Origin of the sequence: Polynucleobacter sp. MG-6-Vaara-E2 (genome assembly GCF_018687695.1) — a bacterium.
Classification (GTDB): Bacteria; Pseudomonadota; Gammaproteobacteria; order Burkholderiales; family Burkholderiaceae; genus Polynucleobacter.
The window spans coordinates 1,517,493-1,534,802 of record NZ_CP061303.1 but is presented as its reverse complement, the minus strand read 5'-3'; the positions used below and the strand labels follow the sequence as shown (position 1 = coordinate 1,534,802).

Genomic DNA, 17,310 nt, shown 5'->3' with positions numbered 1-17,310 from the left:
GGTTGGCATTTTGCTGTGTGCTTGTTGATTTAGTCTTACTTAATCCAGCTAATAAAGCTTTCTTTAGGGCGTCTCACTTTCTTGAGTTTGACTAACCAGTCTTCATCTTCCTTGCGGTATCCTAGTGGCAGCATGACTACGCTACGCAAACCTTTTTCTTTGAGATTAAGGATTTCATCTAAGGCCTTAGGGTCAAAGCCTTCCATTGGCGTGGAGTCCACTCCAAGTTCAGCTGCTGCGATCAAGGCGGTACCTAGGCCAATATAAGCTTGCTTTGCAGTGTGAATAAAATTAACTTCAGGGCCTTTAGCAGGGTAATTCTTTAAGAGCATTTGGCGATATGCAACGCCAGCATCATTCTTAAAGTTACGAACAGTCTCAGTCATATCAAAAGCGTCGTTGATGCGCTGAGCGGTGTAATCATCCCAAGCGGCAAAAACAACTAGATGGGAGCAATCAGTGATCTGCGACTGGTTGTTCGCAATGGCTTTGATCTTTTCACGCAGATCCTTATTGGTGATGACAATCAACTCATAAGGCTGTAAACCACTGGAGCTGGCGGTGAGTCTTACAGCATCTAGTATCTCCTCTACTTTTTCTGTTGGGACTGACTTACTTGCATCCATCTTCTTAGTGGCATAGCGCCACTGTAGCTTTTCTAAGAGACTCATTTACTTTCCTTTGGTTGATTGGATTAACGATTGACGATATTAGCTGAACTTTTTCATCTTGGCTTGAGCAAAGATGGCTACAGACCATGCTCTATCAAGTGCTGACTAAGTAAAGCGCAGGCTGGTGATTGATAGCCATTGGCTTTCATGGCGAGCAAGAGGTCACGCTTCGCCCATGCATCTTCAAGGCGGATGACTTTTAAATCCATCGCCTTGATTTGGGGTGCGCAGGCCTGGAGAGGCAGAACTCCGACGCCAAGATTCACCGCAATCATTTGGCACATCGCATCATAGCTTCTTACCTGAATACGCAGTCGCATCTGTTTACTGAGTCGCTCTGCTTGTCGAGAGGTCAGCTCCAGTAATGAGCTGCCGCGGTTAAGGCCGACAAAGTCATAGTCAAGACTCTCTTCAAAACTAATACTCTTTTTATTTTTGATTGGGTGAGCTTTACTACAAACAATCACAAGCTCATCATGCCCAATCACTTGGGTATCAAGCCCTGCAGTTGGAGTGCCATCAGCTAGTACGCCAATATCTGCAATGCCATCAAGCAGGGCTTGCACAATATCGCCACTCATTTGCTCTTCAACTTCCACCTGAATTTCAGGATGTTGTTTTAAGAAGCTCGCTAAAGCTGCAGGCAAAAATTCTGTGAGTGATGACATATTTGCCCAAAGACGCACATGACCTTTGATGCCTTTGGCATACTCGCCCAATTCATTGCTAAATTGCTCAAAGCCTTGAAAAAGTCTGAGCGCATGCTGCATAACGGCATGGCCAGCTTGAGTGAGAGTGACCCCTTTGGCTGATCTATCTAAAAGCATCAAACCAACGATTTCCTCGAGCTCGGAAATTCTCCTGCTTGCCGCTGAGAGTGCCAGATTACATTCATGAGCCCCTTTGGTGATGCTGCCGGACTGGGCAATTGCGCAAAAGAGCTTGAGGGTGACAAAGTCCACTCTGGCAGGGTTAATTTGGGGTTTCATAGGGCTATTCTAGCCAAGCCTTCGCAAAATGAGAAGGCTATCTGATTTCATAGCAATTCCCAAGCCCCCAAATGGAGGTTATTTTCTTGGTATTGCAAATTTAGATAGACGAGGATGCTGGATGGAGCCACTCTCAGGATTAAAGGTAATTGAAATGGGGCAGCTCATAGCCGGTCCATTTGCCGCTAAAACATTGGCTGATTTTGGAGCTGATGTAGTCAAGATTGAGCCGCCCAAGGTTGGTGATGCTTTGCGTAAGTGGCGCCTATTAAAAGATGGCACCTCTGTCTGGTGGCAAGTGCAGTCTAGAAACAAGCGTTCACTCTCATTAGATTTGCGTCAAGCAGAAGCCCAAGACATCGTCAGAAAGCTCGCAACAGAAGCAGATATTCTGATTGAAAACTTTCGCCCCGGAACATTAGAGGGTTGGGGGCTTGATCCAGAAAAATTACTCGAGCTCAATCCGAAGTTGATCATCCTCAGAATTAGTGGCTATGGACAGACTGGTCCATATAGAGATAAGCCAGGCTTTGGGGTTGTAGCTGAAGCCATGGGTGGCCTGCGCCATTTAACTGCTGAGCCAGGAAGGGTGCCTGTTCGTGTTGGCATCAGTATCGGCGATACCTTAGCGTCGCTCCACGGTGTGATTGGAATCTTGCTAGCGTTGCAGGAGCGTCACCGTAGCGGTAAAGGTCAGGTTATCGATATTGCGTTGTATGAAGCGGTATTTAATTGCATGGAAAGTTTGTTGCCAGAGTACAGCGCCTTTGGAGAGGTAAGGCAAGCTGCTGGTAGTGCGCTCCCCGGAATTGCGCCTACCAATGCCTATCTTTGTGCTGATGGTGGCTATGTATTAGTTGCAGGTAATGGCGATAGTATCTTTAAGCGCCTTATGAAGTTGATTGGTCGCGATGATTTAGGCAATGATCCACAACTAGAAAATAATGAAGGCCGCGTGAAGAGAGTGGTGGAATTAGATGCTGCAATTGGTGAGTGGGCAAAAACTGTTAGCACTGATAAAGCAGTAGAAGCGCTCGATTCTGTAGCGGTGCCTGCAGGCCGTATTTATACCGTAGCTGATATTGCAAATGATCCGCACTATAGAGCCCGTGAAAATATTCAAACGATCAAAATGCAGGATGGAAGTAGTCTTGAAGTGCCAGGCGTATTGCCGAAGCTTTCGCGCACCCCAGGCTCGATTAAAACCCTTGCACCGAACATTGGTCAAAACACCGACGAGATATTGCAAGAAATTGGTTTGAATGAATCTCAAATTGCCAGCTTGAAAGAGCGCGGCGTAGCATTTACTCAATAAGAAAATACGATGACCAGAATATATTTCAATGATGTTGTGACTAGAGATGGCTTTCAGATTGAGCCAAACTTTATTCCCACTGAAGATAAAGTAAAGCTCATTAATGGCTTAAGTGAATGCGGCTTTGCAAAAATAGAAGTTACCTCATTCACATCTCCCAAGGCGATACCGATGCTTAGGGATGCGGAGGAAGTGATGGGAAAAATCAAGCGCGTTCCTGGGGTTGAGTACACCGTGCTGGTTCCCAATTTACGTGGAGCCGAACGGGCATTTGAATCCCGGGCTGACGAGTTCAATTTAGTCATGTCAACCTCCGAGACTCACAATCTCGCCAATCTTCGGATGACAAGAGAGAAGAGTTTTGCTGGGCTGGCAGAAGTGATTCGATATGTTGATGGCAGAACGCCTATCAACGTTTCTTTATCGACTTGCTTTGGATGCCCGATGGAGGGCGATGTCCCTCAACAGGTTGTGGAGGAGTTCGCTAAACGTTTTGCTGATCTTGGTGTGCGAGGTTTAACCATTTGCGATACAACAGGCATGGCTAATCCTGTACAAGTACAGCAAATGTCTGAGGCTTTGCAAAAGCAATTTCCAGCGATGCAACTGACGATGCATTTTCATAACACCAGAGGTATGGGCCTTGCGAACGTCCTAGCTGCAGTTCAATCTGGCATTACGCGATTTGATGGCTCGCTTGGAGGGTTAGGTGGCTGTCCATACGCCCCTGGAGCTAGTGGCAACATCTCTAGTGAAGATGCTATCCATATGCTTGATGCAATGGGATATGACACCGGAATGGATATTCCTAAGTTGTTAGTTCTTGCGCGTGAATTGCCAGAAATCGTCGGGCATATCGTTCCTGGACAAGTTGCTAAAGCAGGACGCTCTTGCGATTTACATCCAGCGCCTTCCTATATCAATGAATTGAAGTGAGGTAAACATATGATCGACCATTTGGATCATTTAGTACCTACTACCGCCAATGAGGCAGCCTGTGTTGACTTCTATACAAGAGTGCTAGGCATGAAGCTTGAGTCATTTATCGGCGGTACTCCGCCAGTTGAGCGTAAAGCCTTTAAGTTCGGCAATCAAAAAATCAACCTACACATCAAAGGCAAAGAGTTTGAGCCGAAAGCAGCTATACCAACACCTGGCTCACTAGACCTTTGTTTCATTGCTGACCGACCTTTAAATGAGGTGGTTGAGCAATTGGCAAAAGCCCAGTGGCCAATTATTGAAGGTCCAGTGGTACGAACCGGCGCGACATCCAAGATCAATTCAGTCTATGTTCGTGATCCGGATCAGAATCTTATTGAGATCAGCGAGATTATTTTGTAATTTATTCATTTCTGATGCAGATTTAAACTCTCTCCAGAAATGGCGATGTTTTTTGTTTTTGGTTCGCAAATGCATGGTGGATCCACCAATCGATCCGCAGGTGGAAAAGCTATTCTGAAGCAGCGTATTCCATTTGATTAGCCGCGACCAACAAAGGGCATATTCGTTGCCATAATGGTCATATTCAAAATATTGCTCTCTAGGGGCAGTTGGGCCATATGTAATACTGCTTCACCTACATGATCAACATCCATGCGTGGCTCCACTTTGATGGAGTGGTCTGCCTGAATAATGCCAGCGGCCATACGTTCAGTCATTTCTGTAGCAGCATTGCCAATGTCAATTTGTCCACAAGCAATATTAAATGGTCTGCCATCTAGGGCAATCGTTTTAGTTAAGCCAGTTATTGCATGTTTAGTGCTGGTATACGGCGCAGACATCGGTCTTGGGGCATGAGCAGATATTGAGCCGTTATTAATAATGCGACCACCCTGAGGTGATTGTGCCTTCATCATGCGGATTGCCTCTTGAGAGCATAAAAATGCTCCGCATAAATTCGCATTGACGACATTCATCCACTGTTCGTAAGTGAGCTCTTCCATGGGGATAGCAGGGGCGCCAATGCCAGCATTATTAAAGAGCACGTCAATACGCCCAAATTTGTCCTTAAGAGCTGCAAAGAGCTTCTTGACTTGATCTGGCTTGCCGACATCACACGTAACTGCTAAGCAATTTTCTGCTGTACCGCCAATATCCACAATCGCTTTTTCTAGCTTATCAAGATTGCGCCCTGTGAGTACAACTTTATAGCCACCTTTTAAGAGTGCCTTGGCTGCTGCTCTGCCAATTCCAACGCCAGCACCGGTAACGAGTGCTACTTTTTGATTTGCTTGAGTCATGAGGTCTTTCTATATTTGTCTCTAATGAATTTTTTATTAATTTTATCTTCTGCAAGTCTACGCTTTAATGCGTGCACTCTTGCGGGTTTTTTCAAAGAAGTGGTCAGGCTTAGATTTAACCCACTGAATAAAACGTTGCATTTCTGGATGCTCTTGAAGTGCTGACGCGGTATGAAGATGGGTGGCTAGCTCAGTCTCGGTAAATAGTGCATGAATTTGACGATGGCAAATACGGTGTAGATACTCCGTTGTTTTGCCGCCCTTAGATTTCGGCACAAGATGATGCGCATCTTTTTGGGATTCTGGGATAGGACGATCACAAATAGGGCAGATAACTTCTTGAGCCTTAGGTATTAGCTTAGGCTCTAAAGAAATCAGTTTTTGTCGAATTTTTCCAATCATTGGTATTTGGCGTTTGATAGGGTGCCATGCCAGTTTATTAAATAAGTCTTAAACTTGCACTGTGCCAAGATTCTCTCCAAAAACACTTTCTGAATCCGATATTTCCCGCCTAATTGAAATGGCTTGGGAAGATCGCACTCCATTTGATGCAATCGAGCAGTCGTTTGGCTTATCAGAGTCTCAAGTCATCCAATTAATGAGGCACGAGCTCAAAAGAGGTTCGTTTGAGTTATGGCGTAAACGCGTGACTGGCAGAGCAACAAAACACGTCGCTTTAAGAAGTAAGTTAGTCGACCGCGCTTATTGCTCAACCCAATATAAACACAAATGAAATCTTCTAAAAGACTGGTTCTTATTTTGGGGGATCAGCTAGATCTCAAGAGCGCGGCACTAAAAGACTTTAATGTTCAGACAGATGAAGTTCTCATGGTGGAGTCTAAGCATGAGGCTCAGTATGTGTGGTCGCATCAAGCCAAGATCGCTCTATTTCTCTCGGCCATGCGACATTTTGCCCAGTCCTTGCGCGATTTAAATTACCCAATCACTTATATTCAAAACACCTCCTTATCAATCGTTGAGGCCCTCAAAGAAAAGATTCAAAAAGACAACATTACTCACTTAATTTGTCTTGAGCCAGGAGAGTGGCGCCTAAAACAAGAGATTGAGGGCTTGGCTAAAGAGCTTCAGCTGCAGTTGGATATGCGTGATGACGATCACTTTTATTGCTCGCATCAAGAGTTTCTCGATTGGGCATCCGGGAAAAAAGAGTTACGTCTTGAGTATTTTTACCGCTTGATGCGCAAGACCCATCAGATTTTGGTTGATGCAGACGGTAATCCCGAGGGTGGTCAGTGGAATTTTGATCAAGATAATCGCAAGCCATATCCTAAAAAGGGTCCTGGCATCATTGATGATCCTGTGTTGTTTGAGCCTGATGCAGTCACGCAAGAAGTCATTGCTTATGTAAGCCAGACGTACGCTAAACACCCGGGATCATTAGAGGCGTTTCGTTGGCCGGTCACTCGTGATCAAGCATTAGAGGCATTACATTATTTTGTTGAGTATCGCTTGCGTAACTTTGGTGTTTATCAAGATGCAATGTGGACTGATACACCATATGGCTGGCACTCCATACTTTCGAGCTCTCTTAATCTTAAATTGCTCAATCCTCGCGAGGTGATTGCAGCGGTTATCGATGCTTGGAAAAAATACTCCTTAGATTTATCAACTGTTGAAGGCTTTATTCGTCAAATTTTAGGCTGGCGAGAGTTTGTCAGGGGCATGTATTACTTAGATATGCCTAAGATGGCTCAGGATAACTATTACGAGCATCAAAGGGCTTTGCCAAAATGGTATTGGAGCGGAAAAACCAATATGGCCTGCATGAAAGATGCCATTGGCCAGACCATGAAGTATGGATATGCTCATCACATTCAACGTTTAATGGTCACCGGTAACTTTGCTTTACTGGCAGAAATTCTGCCTTCAGCTGTCTGTGATTGGTATTTGGCGGTTTATGTAGATGCCATTGAATGGGTGGAGCTGCCTAATACGGCGGGCATGGCTTTATTTGCTAATGGCGGCCGCTTTACCAGTAAGCCTTACATCGCTAGCGGGGCGTACATTAAGCGCATGAGCAATTACTGTGATTCCTGTAAATACAAACCTGACGTTCGCTTTGGTGAAACTGCCTGCCCAGTTACTACTTTGTATTGGAATTTTTTAATTAAGCATCGCGCTCAATTTGATGCTAGTCCACGTACGCGTTTAATGACGGCGAATCTCAAAAGAATTAGCGATGATGATCAAAAATTGATTGTGCAACATGCTCAGCACGTACTTGCTCACTTAGATGATCTTTAGGATTGCAGATGAGTAGCACATTCAAGGGTAATAAGAGCTATCTACCGAGTAAAACATGCGTTGTTTGCAAAAAAGAAATGACTTGGAGAAAGTCATGGGCAAAAAATTGGGAAATGATTAAGTATTGTTCTGATGCTTGTCGAAAAAAGGCGCCCAAAGATCAGTCTTAATCTAGAAATGAAATTACCAGGGTAATTTTTCGCCTGAGTAAGTTAGAAAACTTCCAGAATCTCCTACCCGAAGATTTTCAATCACCTGAAACATATCCGCTACCGCTTCTTGTGCAGGTCTTCCTATCTGCTCCCCACGAAATGGCTTAGAGAGTCTAGAGTTGACTGTACCGGGATGCATGGCAATCAGAGCAGCATTGGGTTTCGTGCGACCAAGTTCAATTGAAGCTGTTTTGATGAGCATGTTGAGTGCAGCTTTAGATGCGCGATAACTGTACCAGCCACCAAGACGGTTATCTTCAATGCTACCCACTTTGGCTGATAGGGTAACCATGATGCTATTTTTAGGATCGAGTAGTTTAGAAAAAGATCGAATCGTGAGTGCTGGACCAATTGCATTCATTTTCATGAGCTCTATTAATTGTTCAGCATTGAGATCATCCAACTTTTTCTCTGGCATCCAATCAGCGCTATGTAAGACCCCAATCGTATTAATAATGAGCTGAAATGGTCCTTCAGCGGCAAGCGCATTTGCGCAGGCTTCAATGGATGATGGATTTTGATAGTTCAGGGCATGTATAGAGTGGCGATGAATTCCCTCAACTCCTGAGCAATTGGGGTTATTTGTGAGAAGCTCCATAAAAGCAGAGCCAATGGTGCCAGAAGAGCCAATCACTAGGGCGCGAAAAGGGGTTGGGAGGATTTTCAAGAGGTCTTTATAGGCGGTTGTACTGTCAGCCAGTTTATTGAATAAGTCTTACACTTGCTTGATGAGTAACGATTTACAGAAACTGACCTTGTTTTATGATGGTGCATGTCCTTTGTGCCAGGCGGAGATCTTATTTCTTTCTGGTCGCAATCAAGCGGGGTTACTTGATTTTATTGATATCAACTCAGATCGTTACGATCCTGCAAAAGTAGGCGTGTCATGCGAGCAAGCACTAGCTGCTATGTATGGCCAATATGCTGATGGCAAATTAATTCATGGTGCGGTAGTTTTTCCGGAAGCGTATCGCAGGGCCAACTTGCCATTTTTGGCATGGCTATTTTCTAGAAAAGTCGTGCAGCTACCATTAAGATTGGGGTATCAGTTCTTTGCAAAAAATCGCCATGCGATTTCAAGAGTGCTGGGGCCAGGCGCATTGCGCTTGGTGCAGGCCATACATAAGATTAAGAACAAGGTAGGTTGATTGATGAAAATTCAATTCTTATTCATAAGGTTGATCGCTGCTACTTGTTTGATGTGTTCCTTGGTCTATGCCCGCGAACCAGAATATATTAATGAGGCTTTAAATCCTGCCAAAGTTCAAGGAAGTGGTAAGTTAACTTGGTGGGGGTTGCATGTCTATGATGCCACCTTGTATCGTAGCGCTATTCATCATTCTCCAGAGTTTGCCCTGGATTTACGTTACCAAAAATCATTTAGCGGCAATTCAATTGCCAATAGAACTACTGAGGAGATGAAAAAACTGGGAGTGCCAGATGCTCAGGCTCAGGGCTGGGGCAAGCAGTTAGCCACGTTTTTACCGAATGTGGAATCTGGCCAAAACATTACTGCAATCTATATTCCAAAGCAGGGCACCACATTCTATTTTGAAGGCAAGCCACTTGCGCAGATTCCTGGGGCTGATTTTCCAAAAGCTTTTTTTGGTATCTGGTTAGATCAAAAAACAAGCGCTCCAAAACTGCGTGAGCAATTACTCGGTCAAAATTGTCCGCCACCCCTTTTTCAAGAGACTTGTAATTAATGAAAAATATCACTCATAAATTCGCCGTACTGATCTTCTGCACATCATTTTTATTGGGTTGTGCCGGCCCTAAAATTTCCCAATACTCAAACGAAAAGCCTACGCTAGACCTAAGTGAGTATTTTGCCGGCACGATTGATGCTTATGGGATCTTTACGGATCGTAGTGGGGTAGTGGTAAAGCGCTTTACCGTCCTGATTCAAGCTAATTGGCGGGTGGTTGATGGAAAAAAGGTGGGCACCTTGGATGAAAGTTTTGACTATTCAGATGGCACAAAGCAAAAACGCGTTTGGACATTAACCGAGGTATCGCCAGGTAAATATATTGGTAAGGCCGATGATGTTGTTGGGGAAGCAAACGGCTCTTCTGCTGGTAATGCTCTGAATTGGGCTTATACCTTAGCCCTACCAGTAGATGGCACGATTTATCACGTTCAATTTGATGACTGGATGTATCTCGTTACACCCAAAGTGATGATTAATAAAGCTCAAATGAGTAAGTTTGGTATCAATTTAGGTGAAGTGACATTGAGCTTCTATAAACGCTAGGCGTATTCCCTGAGAGTGTTTAGTTTATGTACATGCTAGATTTCTTCTGGGCATAAAGATTAAATAAATCCTATTTTGGAGACATAGATGAAACAACATTCTTTTGTAACGCAGTTTTTAATTGGTTCAATTTTGGCAATCGCATCTTTCAATATTTTTGCACAAGCTACGCCTAAAGATTTCGTAATTGTTAAGCCTGATCAAGTGGTTTGGGGTGATGCGCCTGCGGGAGTAAAAACAGCCGTTTTGTATGGCGACCCAAATAAACCTGGAATGTATGTCGTTCGCAATATCTTTCCAGAAGGCATCATGAGCTCACCCCACTCTCATACTCAAGATCGTTTTGTTACTGTCATTAAGGGTACTTGGTATGCGGGTACAGATGCGAGTTGGGATCCTGCAACTACTTTTGGATTACCAGCGGGTAGCATGATGTTTCATCCAGCTGGCGTAGTGCATTTTGATGGTGCCATCAAAGGCCCAACAGAAATTCAGATTATTGGTATGGGCCCAGTAAGTACTACTCCGGTTTACAAAGATGCACCTCGCTTTGGAAATCCGAAGAAGCTCAACTAAGTCTTTGCCTTACTTAGAAACAAAAACCCCAGAAGCTTCTCTGGGGTTTTTGTTTGCTTCACTGCATTTATAAGAATCGACGCAATGATTAAGCGGCAATCTTGCTTGGCTCTTCTTCTCTAACTGAATGACGAATTAAATAGTCAAATGCCCCAAGCGAAGCTTTAGCACCTTCGCCCATTGCAATAATGATCTGCTTGTAAGGCACTGTTGTGCAGTCGCCTGCTGCAAATACGCCAGGCATCGATGTCTCACCTTTGGCATCAACCAAGATCTCGCCACGTGGAGAGAGATCAATAACCCCTTTGAGCCATTCCGTATTGGGTAGTAGACCAATTTGCACGAAGATGCCTTCGAGCTCAATGGTGTGCTCTGCTTTGGTGGTGCGATCTTCATAACGCAGACCATTCACTTTGCTGCCATCGCCTAATACTTCTTTTGTCAAAGCACTCTTGATTACGGAAACATTGGGAAGGCTAAAGAGCTTCTTCTGTAGCACTGCATCTGCACGCAATTGACTGTCAAATTCAATGAGGGTGACATGGCTCACGATTCCCGCCAAATCAATTGCTGCTTCAACCCCCGAATTTCCACCACCAATCACGGCAACCCGTTTACCCTTGAACAACGGACCATCGCAGTGAGGGCAGTAAGCAACCCCCTTATTGCGATACTCTTGTTCGCCAGGAACATTCATTTCTCTCCAGCGGGCTCCGGTACTGATAATCACGGACTTGCTCTTTAATACTGCGCCATTTGCCATCTCTACTTCAACCGCATCATCGGTTTTGCGTAAGGCGTTTGCGCGTTGCAAATTCATGATGTCGACTTCATAGTCCTTAACATGCTGCTCTAGAGCCTGAACGAGTTTTGGACCCTCTGTATGGGAGACGGAAATAAAGTTTTCGATACCTAAGGTATCCATCACTTGACCACCAAAGCGTTCAGCAACAATGCCAGTACGAATACCTTTGCGTGCAGCATAGATTGCTGCAGCAGAGCCTGCGGGGCCACCGCCAATCACTAAGACATCGAAATCATCTTTGGCATTAAGCTTGGCCGCTTCTTCTTCAGCGCCACCAGTATCGAGTTTGGCAATAATTTCTTCCACGCCCATGCGGCCCTGACCAAACACTTCACCGTTCAGAATGACAGTAGGCACAGCCATGATCTGATATTGGTCTACCAAGTTCTGGAAGAGAGCACCATCAATCATTTCATGCTCAACATTCGGATTGAGGGCTGCCATCAAGTTCAATGCTTGAACAACGTCAGGGCAGTTATGGCATGACAAAGAAATAAAGGTTTGAAAGCGGAATGTGCCATCAAGTTTGCGAATGCGCGCAATAATGTCTTCTTCCACTTTTGGTGGATATCCACTAGCTTGCAGTATTGCCAAGATAAATGATGTCATCTCATGGCCCATTGGTAGGCCAGCAAAAGTAATGCGTGCATCCTCACCGGTTTTGCTGACAGTAAAGCTCGGTACATTTTTTGCCTGACCACCTGTCTTAACAGTAATCTTGTCGGATTGCTCCGCAACTTCATTGAGGAGTTCGAGCATTTGGGCTGAAGCATCCCCTTGATCTAGGCTGGCAGTCAACGTGATCGGTGCAACGATTTTCTCGAAGTACGCTTTTAATTGGGTTTTGATATTGTTATCTAACATGGTGAAATCCTTTGTTTCAATTTCAGTGAGTCTATTGGGCAGGATCTAGTCCTCTCCAATAGACTCTCCGGAGAGAGTCTGATTGGCTATAGGGTTAGATCGATTAGATCTTGCCTACGAGGTCCAAAGAAGGAGTCAAAGTGGCTGCGCCTTCCTTCCATTTTGCTGGGCAAACTTCACCTGGGTGAGCCGCTGTATATTGAGCAGCCTTGAGCTTGCGCAATGTCTCAGAAACGTCACGAGCGATTTCATTAGAGTGAATCTCTGCAGTCTTGATCACGCCTTCTGGGTTGATGATGAAAGTACCGCGCAAAGCCAAACCTGCTTCAGGAATATGAACACCAAAAGCGTTTGTTAATGTGTGTGTTGGATCACCAACCAATGGGAACTTTGCTTTACCAACTGCTGGGGAAGTCTCGTGCCAAACTTTGTGTGAGAAATGAGTATCGGTTGTCACGATATACACCTCAGCGCCTAATTTTTGGAACTCAGCATAGTTCTCAGCTGCGTCTTCAATTTCTGTAGGGCAGTTAAATGTAAATGCTGCTGGCATGAAAATCAAAACTGACCAATGGCCTTTGAGGGTTTCGTCAGTAACGGTGACAAACTTGCCGTTGTGGAAAGCTTCGGTTTTGAATGGCTGAACTGCTGTATTAATAATAGACATGGTGCTCCTCTTGTTAAATAAATTGGGTTAATCAAACATGAAATGCTTTGACAACGGTGTTCATTCTAGGGACTATTTAATTATTTGTATAATGAATAATATCGATATAAATAATCGATTTATTAGATAACAGAAATAGGCTGTGCCTAAAGCGTAGATAATGGCTTTATATAGGCTTAAACGGCACTTTTTAGACTCAAGACAAAACACCATTTATGCAAAATTTACTGAAAAAGTTTTCTCAACTGCTTGCTATCGCTATATTTGGATTGATCCTAGTGGGCTGCCAATCTACTGCCAAAGATGGGAAGCCTCTGACACAGGAGCAGATTATTCAAAAGCGCCAAGCCACGATTGAAATGGCTAAAACAGGCCTAGATGCTCTGATTAAGCAAAACCCTAAGGTCAAAGAAGAGATTGAAAAGGCCCCTGGTTATGCGGTGTTTAGTGCGACCAATATCAATGTCGTGTTAATCGTGATCGCACGAGGTGAGGGAGTTTTATATGACAAGCGTCGTAAAGAACCAGTGTTTATGCAAGACATGAAGACGGGTGAGGGCTTGGGCGCGGGATATCAAACCCAGTATCAAATTGTGATTTTCAAAACCACTTCTGCGATTGATCAATTCCTATTGACATCTATTGATGGGCAAAAGGGTGGCATAGATGTGGATGCGAACTTTTCAGCAGGATCAGGCGGCACTATTCGCTCTTTTAACCCTGATATCACCATTTATACAGTTGGGTTATCTGGTTACGACTTGCAGGCTAACTATGGCGGCACCTTATATTTAGTTGATCAACAACTCAATGATGCAGCCACTCTCAATAGCTTGCCAAAAAAGTCTGCGCCAGCAAAATAAAGTCCTGGATTGAGACATAGAGACCCTATACAGGGCTCTACTGGTATATCTCTATAGAAACCCTCTAAAACCAGAGTAGATTGGTGATGTATCCATCACGCATCTCTCACTGAAAGGGGTTGTTATGAGCAAAAGTCCACAAAAGGCTGTCGAGGCAAGTAGAGCGGTAGGTCGAGTTGCCATGGAAAGTGCGCAAGCCATTGCGCAGATCAATCAAAAAGCGGCGCAAGAGTTTGCCGAGCTCATCCAAAAGCGTGTTTCTGATTTGATGAAAACTCAAGATCCTAAATCAGCCTTCGATTACGTACATGCTGAAGTTCTTCAGGACGCAGCCAAAGAAGTGACCCATTATCAGCAGCAGTTAATGGATGTTCTAAGAAGTGGCAATAAAGAGTTGGCTGAAATAGCCGAGGTGATGATTCAAGACTCGAAGGCCGATTTAATTCATTTTGTGAATGATGCGACTAATAATGCGCCAGCAGGTAGTGAGGCCTATGTCTCAGTATTTAAAACCTCGTTTAATAATGCCCTGCAAAATTTTGAGTTGGTACGCGCTGCCATGGCGGATTCATTTACTAATTTTGAAAAAAGTGTAGAGAGCGTAACGAATTTATCTGCTGCAAAGGGCTCATCTAAAAAGAAATAGCATGAGCACAGGGAGTTCTGCTCAATATTGCTGTTGAAATTGTAGGGCAGTTTGGATGGTTTGGAAATGTATCTCTACTGTAGTGTCCATCTCTTTGCCGTATCCGCCTGCCATCGAAAAGGCAAGGGGGATCTGTCTGTCCAGTACGTATTGAAAAACCATCTCATCCCTCTGTCGCATTCCTCCTTTAGAGATCTTTAGCCTCCCTAGTCGATCGCCTTCATGCGGATCAGCGCCTGCTAGGTAGATAATAAAGTCTGGATGAAAGCGATCCTCTAGTTGACCAAGGCACTTAGCCAGGGACTCCAAATAGGATTGATCATTGCACCCATCACCAAGGCCTAAGTCAAGATCGCTCACTTCTTTTTTGAAGGGGAAATTATTTTCACCATGAATAGATAGGGTGAAGATAGAAGAGTCATTCTGCAAAATCGATGCCGTACCGTTACCTTGATGAACGTCTAAATCAACAATGGCTATCTTGAGTTTGGGATTGATCTCCTTTTGTAGGGTGCGAGCAGCAATGGCAGAATCATTAAACACGCAAAAACCACTGCCAAGATTTCGGTAGGCATGGTGAGTGCCTCCTGCTAAATTGCCTGAGATGCCCTCCTTCATGGCGGTCTTGGCAGCAGCAATGGTTGCGCCTGCAGAGCGGCGTGAGCGCTCCACCATTTTTTCACTCCAAGGAAAGCCAATTTCCCTTTGCTCCTCTGCGCTGAGTTTGCCCTCGATGACTTTCAGAAGATAGCTCGGGTCATGGGCATACAGTATCTGTGTATCGGTTGCGGAGGGTGCTTCGACCAATTCCAGTTGCGCAAGCTTGCTGGCCAAATCTCGTACGCGAGAATACTTTTCCATTGGGAAGCGATGTCCCGCTGGAAGTGGCAAAACAAAATGGTCTGAATAAAAAGCTTTCAAACAGGATTTCCGATGTCACTAGAGTATTGCTCCAAAAATTCTAGAGATACTTTCTCTAGTGCCTTGATGTGGGTGCTCTCTAATTTAATGAGAGGAGCGCAATTCGCTTGCGCAGCTTCTAGCCAGCGATTAATACAAAGACACCATTGATCACCAGCTACTAAGCCTGGAAATTGATAGGCTGGCATTGGGGTGATGAGATTATTGCCTTTGCTCAGGCTAAATTGTAAAAACGCATCTGTGACGATGGCGCAGACTAAATGACTACCAACATCTTCTTCATTGGTTTTGCAGCAACCATCCCTAAAGAATCCTGTTAGAGGGTCAAAAGAGCAGGGCACCAAGGGCTGCCCAAAAACATTCAGTGCGACATCATGACTCATCAAATCAATCCTTAATCATTGTTGGGTGAATCTATTTAATGGAGTGTGGTCTCATTCGGCAAAAAATCGCTATTTGTGTCACACTTTCCTCATCAATAAAGCTTACAAAACCAATTTTGCAGTAAAACCAGACATCACGGGCAAGCCATGAGAATTGAAGATACCGATCCAGCAAGACACGCAGGCATTGAATACCCAATGGAAGTTGGCGCCCCTGTTTTTGCCCCAATTAAAGTGGTTGAGGAAAAAGATAAAGCGGTAAACGTTGCGCGCCAAAACGCCAAGCTTGAGTATGACCGCATCATGGAGCAAGCTGAAGTCTTAATGAAGCAAGCAAAAGCATTGCAGGCAAGGTTGGATGCAACAGAGATGGTGCATAGCGCCAAATTTAGTTTTAACCCCATCCATGGAAAAATCTATCACCTTTATTACGACAGCAGAAACTCAACTAACGTCCTTATCCAAAATGGACCTAAAGAGTGGAGTTGCGGCATTCCAGATGGTTGGACCTATGCCATGGCAGTAAAGAAGTTGGGCGATAGTACCTGGGCGGTGGTGGAAGAAAACGCCCTTACTGTATGATATTTTTACTAATAACAACTATATAAATAGGTGACATGTGACAAAAGCAAGAGTAGTGAGCCTGGATCAATTGGGAAGCGCTGACGTAATTAAAGTAATCGATAAAGAGTTGCCACCACCAGTAAAAGGGGAAGTGCAACTTCGTCAAACTGCTATTGGATTTAATTTCATCGACGTTTACCAGCGCTCTGGGGTGTACCCTCTCGAGTTGCCTACAGGCCTTGGTCATGAGGCAGTGGGCGTAGTTGAGGCTTTGGGCGAGGGCGTGACTGGGTTAAAGGTTGGCGATCGTGTCATGTATATGAATGCCGGTATTGGTGCCTACGCGAGTGCCCGTAATGTTGCGGCTGATAAATTAGTGCCTGTACCGAGCAATATTTCTGATGAAGTGGCTGCCGCAGTTTTCTTTAAGGCGATGACAGCGCAATACCTGGTTCAGAAAACTTATCAAGTCAAAGCGGGCGATATCGTTTTGGTTCACGCCGCTGCTGGCGGTGTTGGTCAAATTCTTGCTGGATGGGCAAAAGCATTGGGCGCATTTGTAGTGGGTACTGTTGGTTCGCAGGCAAAAGTAGCTGCAGCAAAAGCAGCTGGTTGTGATGCGGTAGTGGACTATTCCCAAACAAACTGGGTTGAAGAAGTATTGAACGCAACTGGCGGTAAAAAAGCTAACGTAGTATATGACTCTGTTGCGAAAGATACCTTCTTGGGTTCATTGGACTGTACTGCGCCATTTGGGACTGTTGCACTCTTTGGTGCTGCCTCAGGTCCTGCTCCAGAAATTCAGCCAGAGATCTTGAATAAAAAAGGTTGCCTATTCCTGACAAGACCGTCTGTGTTCCCACACAACGCGACACATGCTTTGTTGCAAGAGAATGCTAAAGCTGTATTTGATGCTATTGCCAAAGGTCATGTCAAAGTGCAAATTGGCGCAAAGTTTCCATTGGAACAAGCTGCAGATGCGCACCGTGCTGCTGAGGGTCGAAAAGTCTCTGGCGCTATTGTGATGATTCCGTAAATAGTATTTCAGCTGCCAAATAAAAAGATCACAGGAGAT

23 protein-coding genes are annotated in these 17,310 nt (G+C 44.7%); 14 read left to right on the top strand and 9 right to left on the bottom strand.

Annotated elements, in window-relative coordinates:
- Positions 1-35: 35 nt before the first annotated feature.
- On the bottom strand, positions 36-671 hold the full coding sequence (locus tag ICV38_RS07975; RefSeq protein WP_215379114.1) for an NAD(P)H-dependent oxidoreductase: 636 nt from the start codon (positions 669-671) through the stop codon (positions 36-38).
- Between the two features lie 77 nt (positions 672-748).
- On the bottom strand, positions 749-1,660 hold the full coding sequence (locus ICV38_RS07970; RefSeq protein WP_215379111.1) for a LysR family transcriptional regulator: 912 nt from the start codon (positions 1,658-1,660) through the stop codon (positions 749-751).
- Positions 1,661-1,781: 121 nt separating this feature from the next.
- On the opposite strand from ICV38_RS07970, the gene ICV38_RS07965 reads away from it, so the two are divergent.
- From ICV38_RS07965 to ICV38_RS07955, 3 genes are read left to right on the top strand one after another with little or no spacing between them, the layout of a single operon-like run.
- The gene (locus ICV38_RS07965; protein WP_215379108.1) at positions 1,782-2,975 is read left to right on the top strand and encodes a CaiB/BaiF CoA-transferase family protein; all 1,194 of its coding nucleotides are present in this window, start codon (positions 1,782-1,784) and stop codon (positions 2,973-2,975) included.
- A 9-nt stretch (positions 2,976-2,984) separates the two neighbouring features.
- Complete coding sequence (locus ICV38_RS07960; RefSeq protein ID WP_215379105.1) at positions 2,985-3,911, top strand: hydroxymethylglutaryl-CoA lyase; 927 nt, start codon at positions 2,985-2,987, stop codon at positions 3,909-3,911.
- A gap of 9 nt (positions 3,912-3,920) precedes the next feature.
- Positions 3,921-4,316: a VOC family protein gene (locus ICV38_RS07955; RefSeq protein WP_215379103.1), complete on the top strand. Its 396-nt coding sequence runs from the start codon at positions 3,921-3,923 to the stop codon at positions 4,314-4,316.
- A gap of 137 nt (positions 4,317-4,453) precedes the next feature.
- Here ICV38_RS07955 and ICV38_RS07950 read toward each other — a convergent pair whose 3' ends face one another.
- Both ICV38_RS07950 and ICV38_RS07945 read right to left on the bottom strand, forming a co-directional pair.
- Positions 4,454-5,215, bottom strand: coding sequence for an SDR family oxidoreductase (locus tag ICV38_RS07950; protein ID WP_215379100.1), 762 nt, complete (start codon positions 5,213-5,215; stop codon positions 4,454-4,456).
- Positions 5,216-5,272: 57 nt separating this feature from the next.
- Positions 5,273-5,617, bottom strand: a complete 345-nt coding sequence (locus ICV38_RS07945) for an HNH endonuclease (RefSeq protein ID WP_215379097.1) — start codon at positions 5,615-5,617, stop codon at positions 5,273-5,275.
- Between the two features lie 61 nt (positions 5,618-5,678).
- On the opposite strand from ICV38_RS07945, the gene ICV38_RS07940 reads away from it, so the two are divergent.
- From ICV38_RS07940 to ICV38_RS07930, 3 genes are read left to right on the top strand one after another with little or no spacing between them, the layout of a single operon-like run.
- Positions 5,679-5,948 carry a TIGR03643 family protein gene (locus ICV38_RS07940; RefSeq protein ID WP_215379083.1) on the top strand — a complete coding sequence of 90 codons (270 nt, stop codon included), beginning with the start codon at positions 5,679-5,681 and terminating at the stop codon, positions 5,946-5,948.
- A complete protein-coding gene (locus tag ICV38_RS07935; protein ID WP_215379081.1) occupies positions 5,945-7,480 on the top strand; it encodes a cryptochrome/photolyase family protein in 1,536 nt (511 codons plus the stop codon). Before ICV38_RS07940 ends, ICV38_RS07935 begins: the two co-directional genes overlap by 4 nt.
- A gap of 8 nt (positions 7,481-7,488) precedes the next feature.
- Positions 7,489-7,650: a DUF2256 domain-containing protein gene (locus tag ICV38_RS07930; protein ID WP_215379078.1), complete on the top strand. Its 162-nt coding sequence runs from the start codon at positions 7,489-7,491 to the stop codon at positions 7,648-7,650.
- Positions 7,651-7,663: 13 nt separating this feature from the next.
- Here the strand turns inward: ICV38_RS07930 and ICV38_RS07925 are convergent, their stop codons facing one another.
- Positions 7,664-8,359 carry an SDR family NAD(P)-dependent oxidoreductase gene (locus ICV38_RS07925; protein ID WP_215379076.1) on the bottom strand — a complete coding sequence of 232 codons (696 nt, stop codon included), beginning with the start codon at positions 8,357-8,359 and terminating at the stop codon, positions 7,664-7,666.
- 61 nt (positions 8,360-8,420) lie between these two features.
- On the opposite strand from ICV38_RS07925, the gene ICV38_RS07920 reads away from it, so the two are divergent.
- The 4 genes from ICV38_RS07920 to ICV38_RS07905 all read left to right on the top strand — a co-directional run bounded on the left by ICV38_RS07920 (position 8,421) and on the right by ICV38_RS07905 (position 10,522).
- Positions 8,421-8,840, top strand: a complete 420-nt coding sequence (locus tag ICV38_RS07920; protein ID WP_215379074.1) for a thiol-disulfide oxidoreductase DCC family protein — start codon at positions 8,421-8,423, stop codon at positions 8,838-8,840.
- A gap of 3 nt (positions 8,841-8,843) precedes the next feature.
- Positions 8,844-9,398: a chalcone isomerase family protein gene (locus tag ICV38_RS07915; RefSeq protein WP_215379071.1), complete on the top strand. Its 555-nt coding sequence runs from the start codon at positions 8,844-8,846 to the stop codon at positions 9,396-9,398.
- Positions 9,398-9,946 (top strand): DUF3833 domain-containing protein, encoded by a 549-nt coding sequence (locus ICV38_RS07910; RefSeq protein ID WP_215379069.1) that lies wholly within the window; start codon positions 9,398-9,400, stop codon positions 9,944-9,946. The genes ICV38_RS07915 and ICV38_RS07910 overlap by 1 nt, the downstream gene beginning before the upstream one ends.
- Before the next feature lie 87 nt (positions 9,947-10,033).
- Complete coding sequence (locus ICV38_RS07905) at positions 10,034-10,522, top strand: cupin domain-containing protein (RefSeq protein ID WP_215379066.1); 489 nt, start codon at positions 10,034-10,036, stop codon at positions 10,520-10,522.
- A gap of 88 nt (positions 10,523-10,610) precedes the next feature.
- Here ICV38_RS07905 and ahpF read toward each other — a convergent pair whose 3' ends face one another.
- Both ahpF and ahpC read right to left on the bottom strand, forming a co-directional pair.
- Positions 10,611-12,191: an alkyl hydroperoxide reductase subunit F gene (ahpF, locus tag ICV38_RS07900; protein WP_215379063.1), complete on the bottom strand. Its 1,581-nt coding sequence runs from the start codon at positions 12,189-12,191 to the stop codon at positions 10,611-10,613.
- A 103-nt stretch (positions 12,192-12,294) separates the two neighbouring features.
- A complete protein-coding gene (ahpC, locus tag ICV38_RS07895) occupies positions 12,295-12,858 on the bottom strand; it encodes an alkyl hydroperoxide reductase subunit C (RefSeq protein WP_215379060.1) in 564 nt (187 codons plus the stop codon).
- 215 nt (positions 12,859-13,073) lie between these two features.
- Here ahpC and ICV38_RS07890 point away from each other — a divergent pair, with 215 nt between their 5' ends.
- Together ICV38_RS07890 and ICV38_RS07885 are read left to right on the top strand one after the other, a co-directional pair.
- On the top strand, positions 13,074-13,721 hold the full coding sequence (locus ICV38_RS07890) for a hypothetical protein (RefSeq protein WP_215379047.1): 648 nt from the start codon (positions 13,074-13,076) through the stop codon (positions 13,719-13,721).
- A 124-nt stretch (positions 13,722-13,845) separates the two neighbouring features.
- Positions 13,846-14,367, top strand: a complete 522-nt coding sequence (locus ICV38_RS07885; RefSeq protein WP_215379043.1) for a phasin family protein — start codon at positions 13,846-13,848, stop codon at positions 14,365-14,367.
- A gap of 21 nt (positions 14,368-14,388) precedes the next feature.
- On the opposite strand, the gene ICV38_RS07880 is transcribed toward ICV38_RS07885, so the two are convergent.
- Both ICV38_RS07880 and ICV38_RS07875 read right to left on the bottom strand, forming a co-directional pair.
- A complete protein-coding gene (locus ICV38_RS07880) occupies positions 14,389-15,288 on the bottom strand; it encodes a histone deacetylase (protein ID WP_215379040.1) in 900 nt (299 codons plus the stop codon).
- Positions 15,285-15,671 (bottom strand): DUF2237 family protein, encoded by a 387-nt coding sequence (locus ICV38_RS07875; protein ID WP_215379037.1) that lies wholly within the window; start codon positions 15,669-15,671, stop codon positions 15,285-15,287. The genes ICV38_RS07880 and ICV38_RS07875 overlap by 4 nt, the downstream gene beginning before the upstream one ends.
- Before the next feature lie 147 nt (positions 15,672-15,818).
- Between ICV38_RS07875 and ICV38_RS07870 the strand changes: the two genes are divergently transcribed.
- Both ICV38_RS07870 and ICV38_RS07865 read left to right on the top strand, forming a co-directional pair.
- Positions 15,819-16,253: a DUF2452 domain-containing protein gene (locus ICV38_RS07870; RefSeq protein ID WP_215379034.1), complete on the top strand. Its 435-nt coding sequence runs from the start codon at positions 15,819-15,821 to the stop codon at positions 16,251-16,253.
- A gap of 37 nt (positions 16,254-16,290) precedes the next feature.
- Positions 16,291-17,271: a quinone oxidoreductase gene (locus ICV38_RS07865; RefSeq protein ID WP_215379031.1), complete on the top strand. Its 981-nt coding sequence runs from the start codon at positions 16,291-16,293 to the stop codon at positions 17,269-17,271.
- Positions 17,272-17,310 lie beyond the last annotated feature (39 nt).

Excerpts from the sequence above, each read along its gene's own strand:
- ahpC (WP_215379060.1), bottom strand. The coding sequence starts at position 12,858 with ATGTCTATTATTAATACAGCAGTTCAGCCATTCAAAACCGAAGCTTTC.
- ICV38_RS07915 (WP_215379071.1), top strand. The coding sequence starts at position 8,844 with ATGAAAATTCAATTCTTATTCATAAGGTTGATCGCTGCTACTTGTTTG.
- ICV38_RS07930 (WP_215379078.1), top strand. The coding sequence starts at position 7,489 with ATGAGTAGCACATTCAAGGGTAATAAGAGCTATCTACCGAGTAAAACA.
- ahpF (WP_215379063.1), bottom strand. The coding sequence starts at position 12,191 with ATGTTAGATAACAATATCAAAACCCAATTAAAAGCGTACTTCGAGAAA.
- ICV38_RS07870 (WP_215379034.1), top strand. The coding sequence starts at position 15,819 with ATGAGAATTGAAGATACCGATCCAGCAAGACACGCAGGCATTGAATAC.
- ICV38_RS07910 (WP_215379069.1), top strand. The coding sequence starts at position 9,398 with ATGAAAAATATCACTCATAAATTCGCCGTACTGATCTTCTGCACATCA.
- ICV38_RS07960 (WP_215379105.1), top strand. The coding sequence starts at position 2,985 with ATGACCAGAATATATTTCAATGATGTTGTGACTAGAGATGGCTTTCAG.
- ICV38_RS07945 (WP_215379097.1), bottom strand. The coding sequence starts at position 5,617 with ATGATTGGAAAAATTCGACAAAAACTGATTTCTTTAGAGCCTAAGCTA.
- ICV38_RS07955 (WP_215379103.1), top strand. The coding sequence starts at position 3,921 with ATGATCGACCATTTGGATCATTTAGTACCTACTACCGCCAATGAGGCA.
- ICV38_RS07920 (WP_215379074.1), top strand. The coding sequence starts at position 8,421 with ATGAGTAACGATTTACAGAAACTGACCTTGTTTTATGATGGTGCATGT.
- ICV38_RS07905 (WP_215379066.1), top strand. The coding sequence starts at position 10,034 with ATGAAACAACATTCTTTTGTAACGCAGTTTTTAATTGGTTCAATTTTG.
- ICV38_RS07950 (WP_215379100.1), bottom strand. The coding sequence starts at position 5,215 with ATGACTCAAGCAAATCAAAAAGTAGCACTCGTTACCGGTGCTGGCGTT.
- ICV38_RS07935 (WP_215379081.1), top strand. The coding sequence starts at position 5,945 with ATGAAATCTTCTAAAAGACTGGTTCTTATTTTGGGGGATCAGCTAGAT.
- ICV38_RS07965 (WP_215379108.1), top strand. The coding sequence starts at position 1,782 with ATGGAGCCACTCTCAGGATTAAAGGTAATTGAAATGGGGCAGCTCATA.
- ICV38_RS07970 (WP_215379111.1), bottom strand. The coding sequence starts at position 1,660 with ATGAAACCCCAAATTAACCCTGCCAGAGTGGACTTTGTCACCCTCAAG.
- ICV38_RS07885 (WP_215379043.1), top strand. The coding sequence starts at position 13,846 with ATGAGCAAAAGTCCACAAAAGGCTGTCGAGGCAAGTAGAGCGGTAGGT.
- ICV38_RS07875 (WP_215379037.1), bottom strand. The coding sequence starts at position 15,671 with ATGAGTCATGATGTCGCACTGAATGTTTTTGGGCAGCCCTTGGTGCCC.
- ICV38_RS07890 (WP_215379047.1), top strand. The coding sequence starts at position 13,074 with ATGCAAAATTTACTGAAAAAGTTTTCTCAACTGCTTGCTATCGCTATA.
- ICV38_RS07975 (WP_215379114.1), bottom strand. The coding sequence starts at position 671 with ATGAGTCTCTTAGAAAAGCTACAGTGGCGCTATGCCACTAAGAAGATG.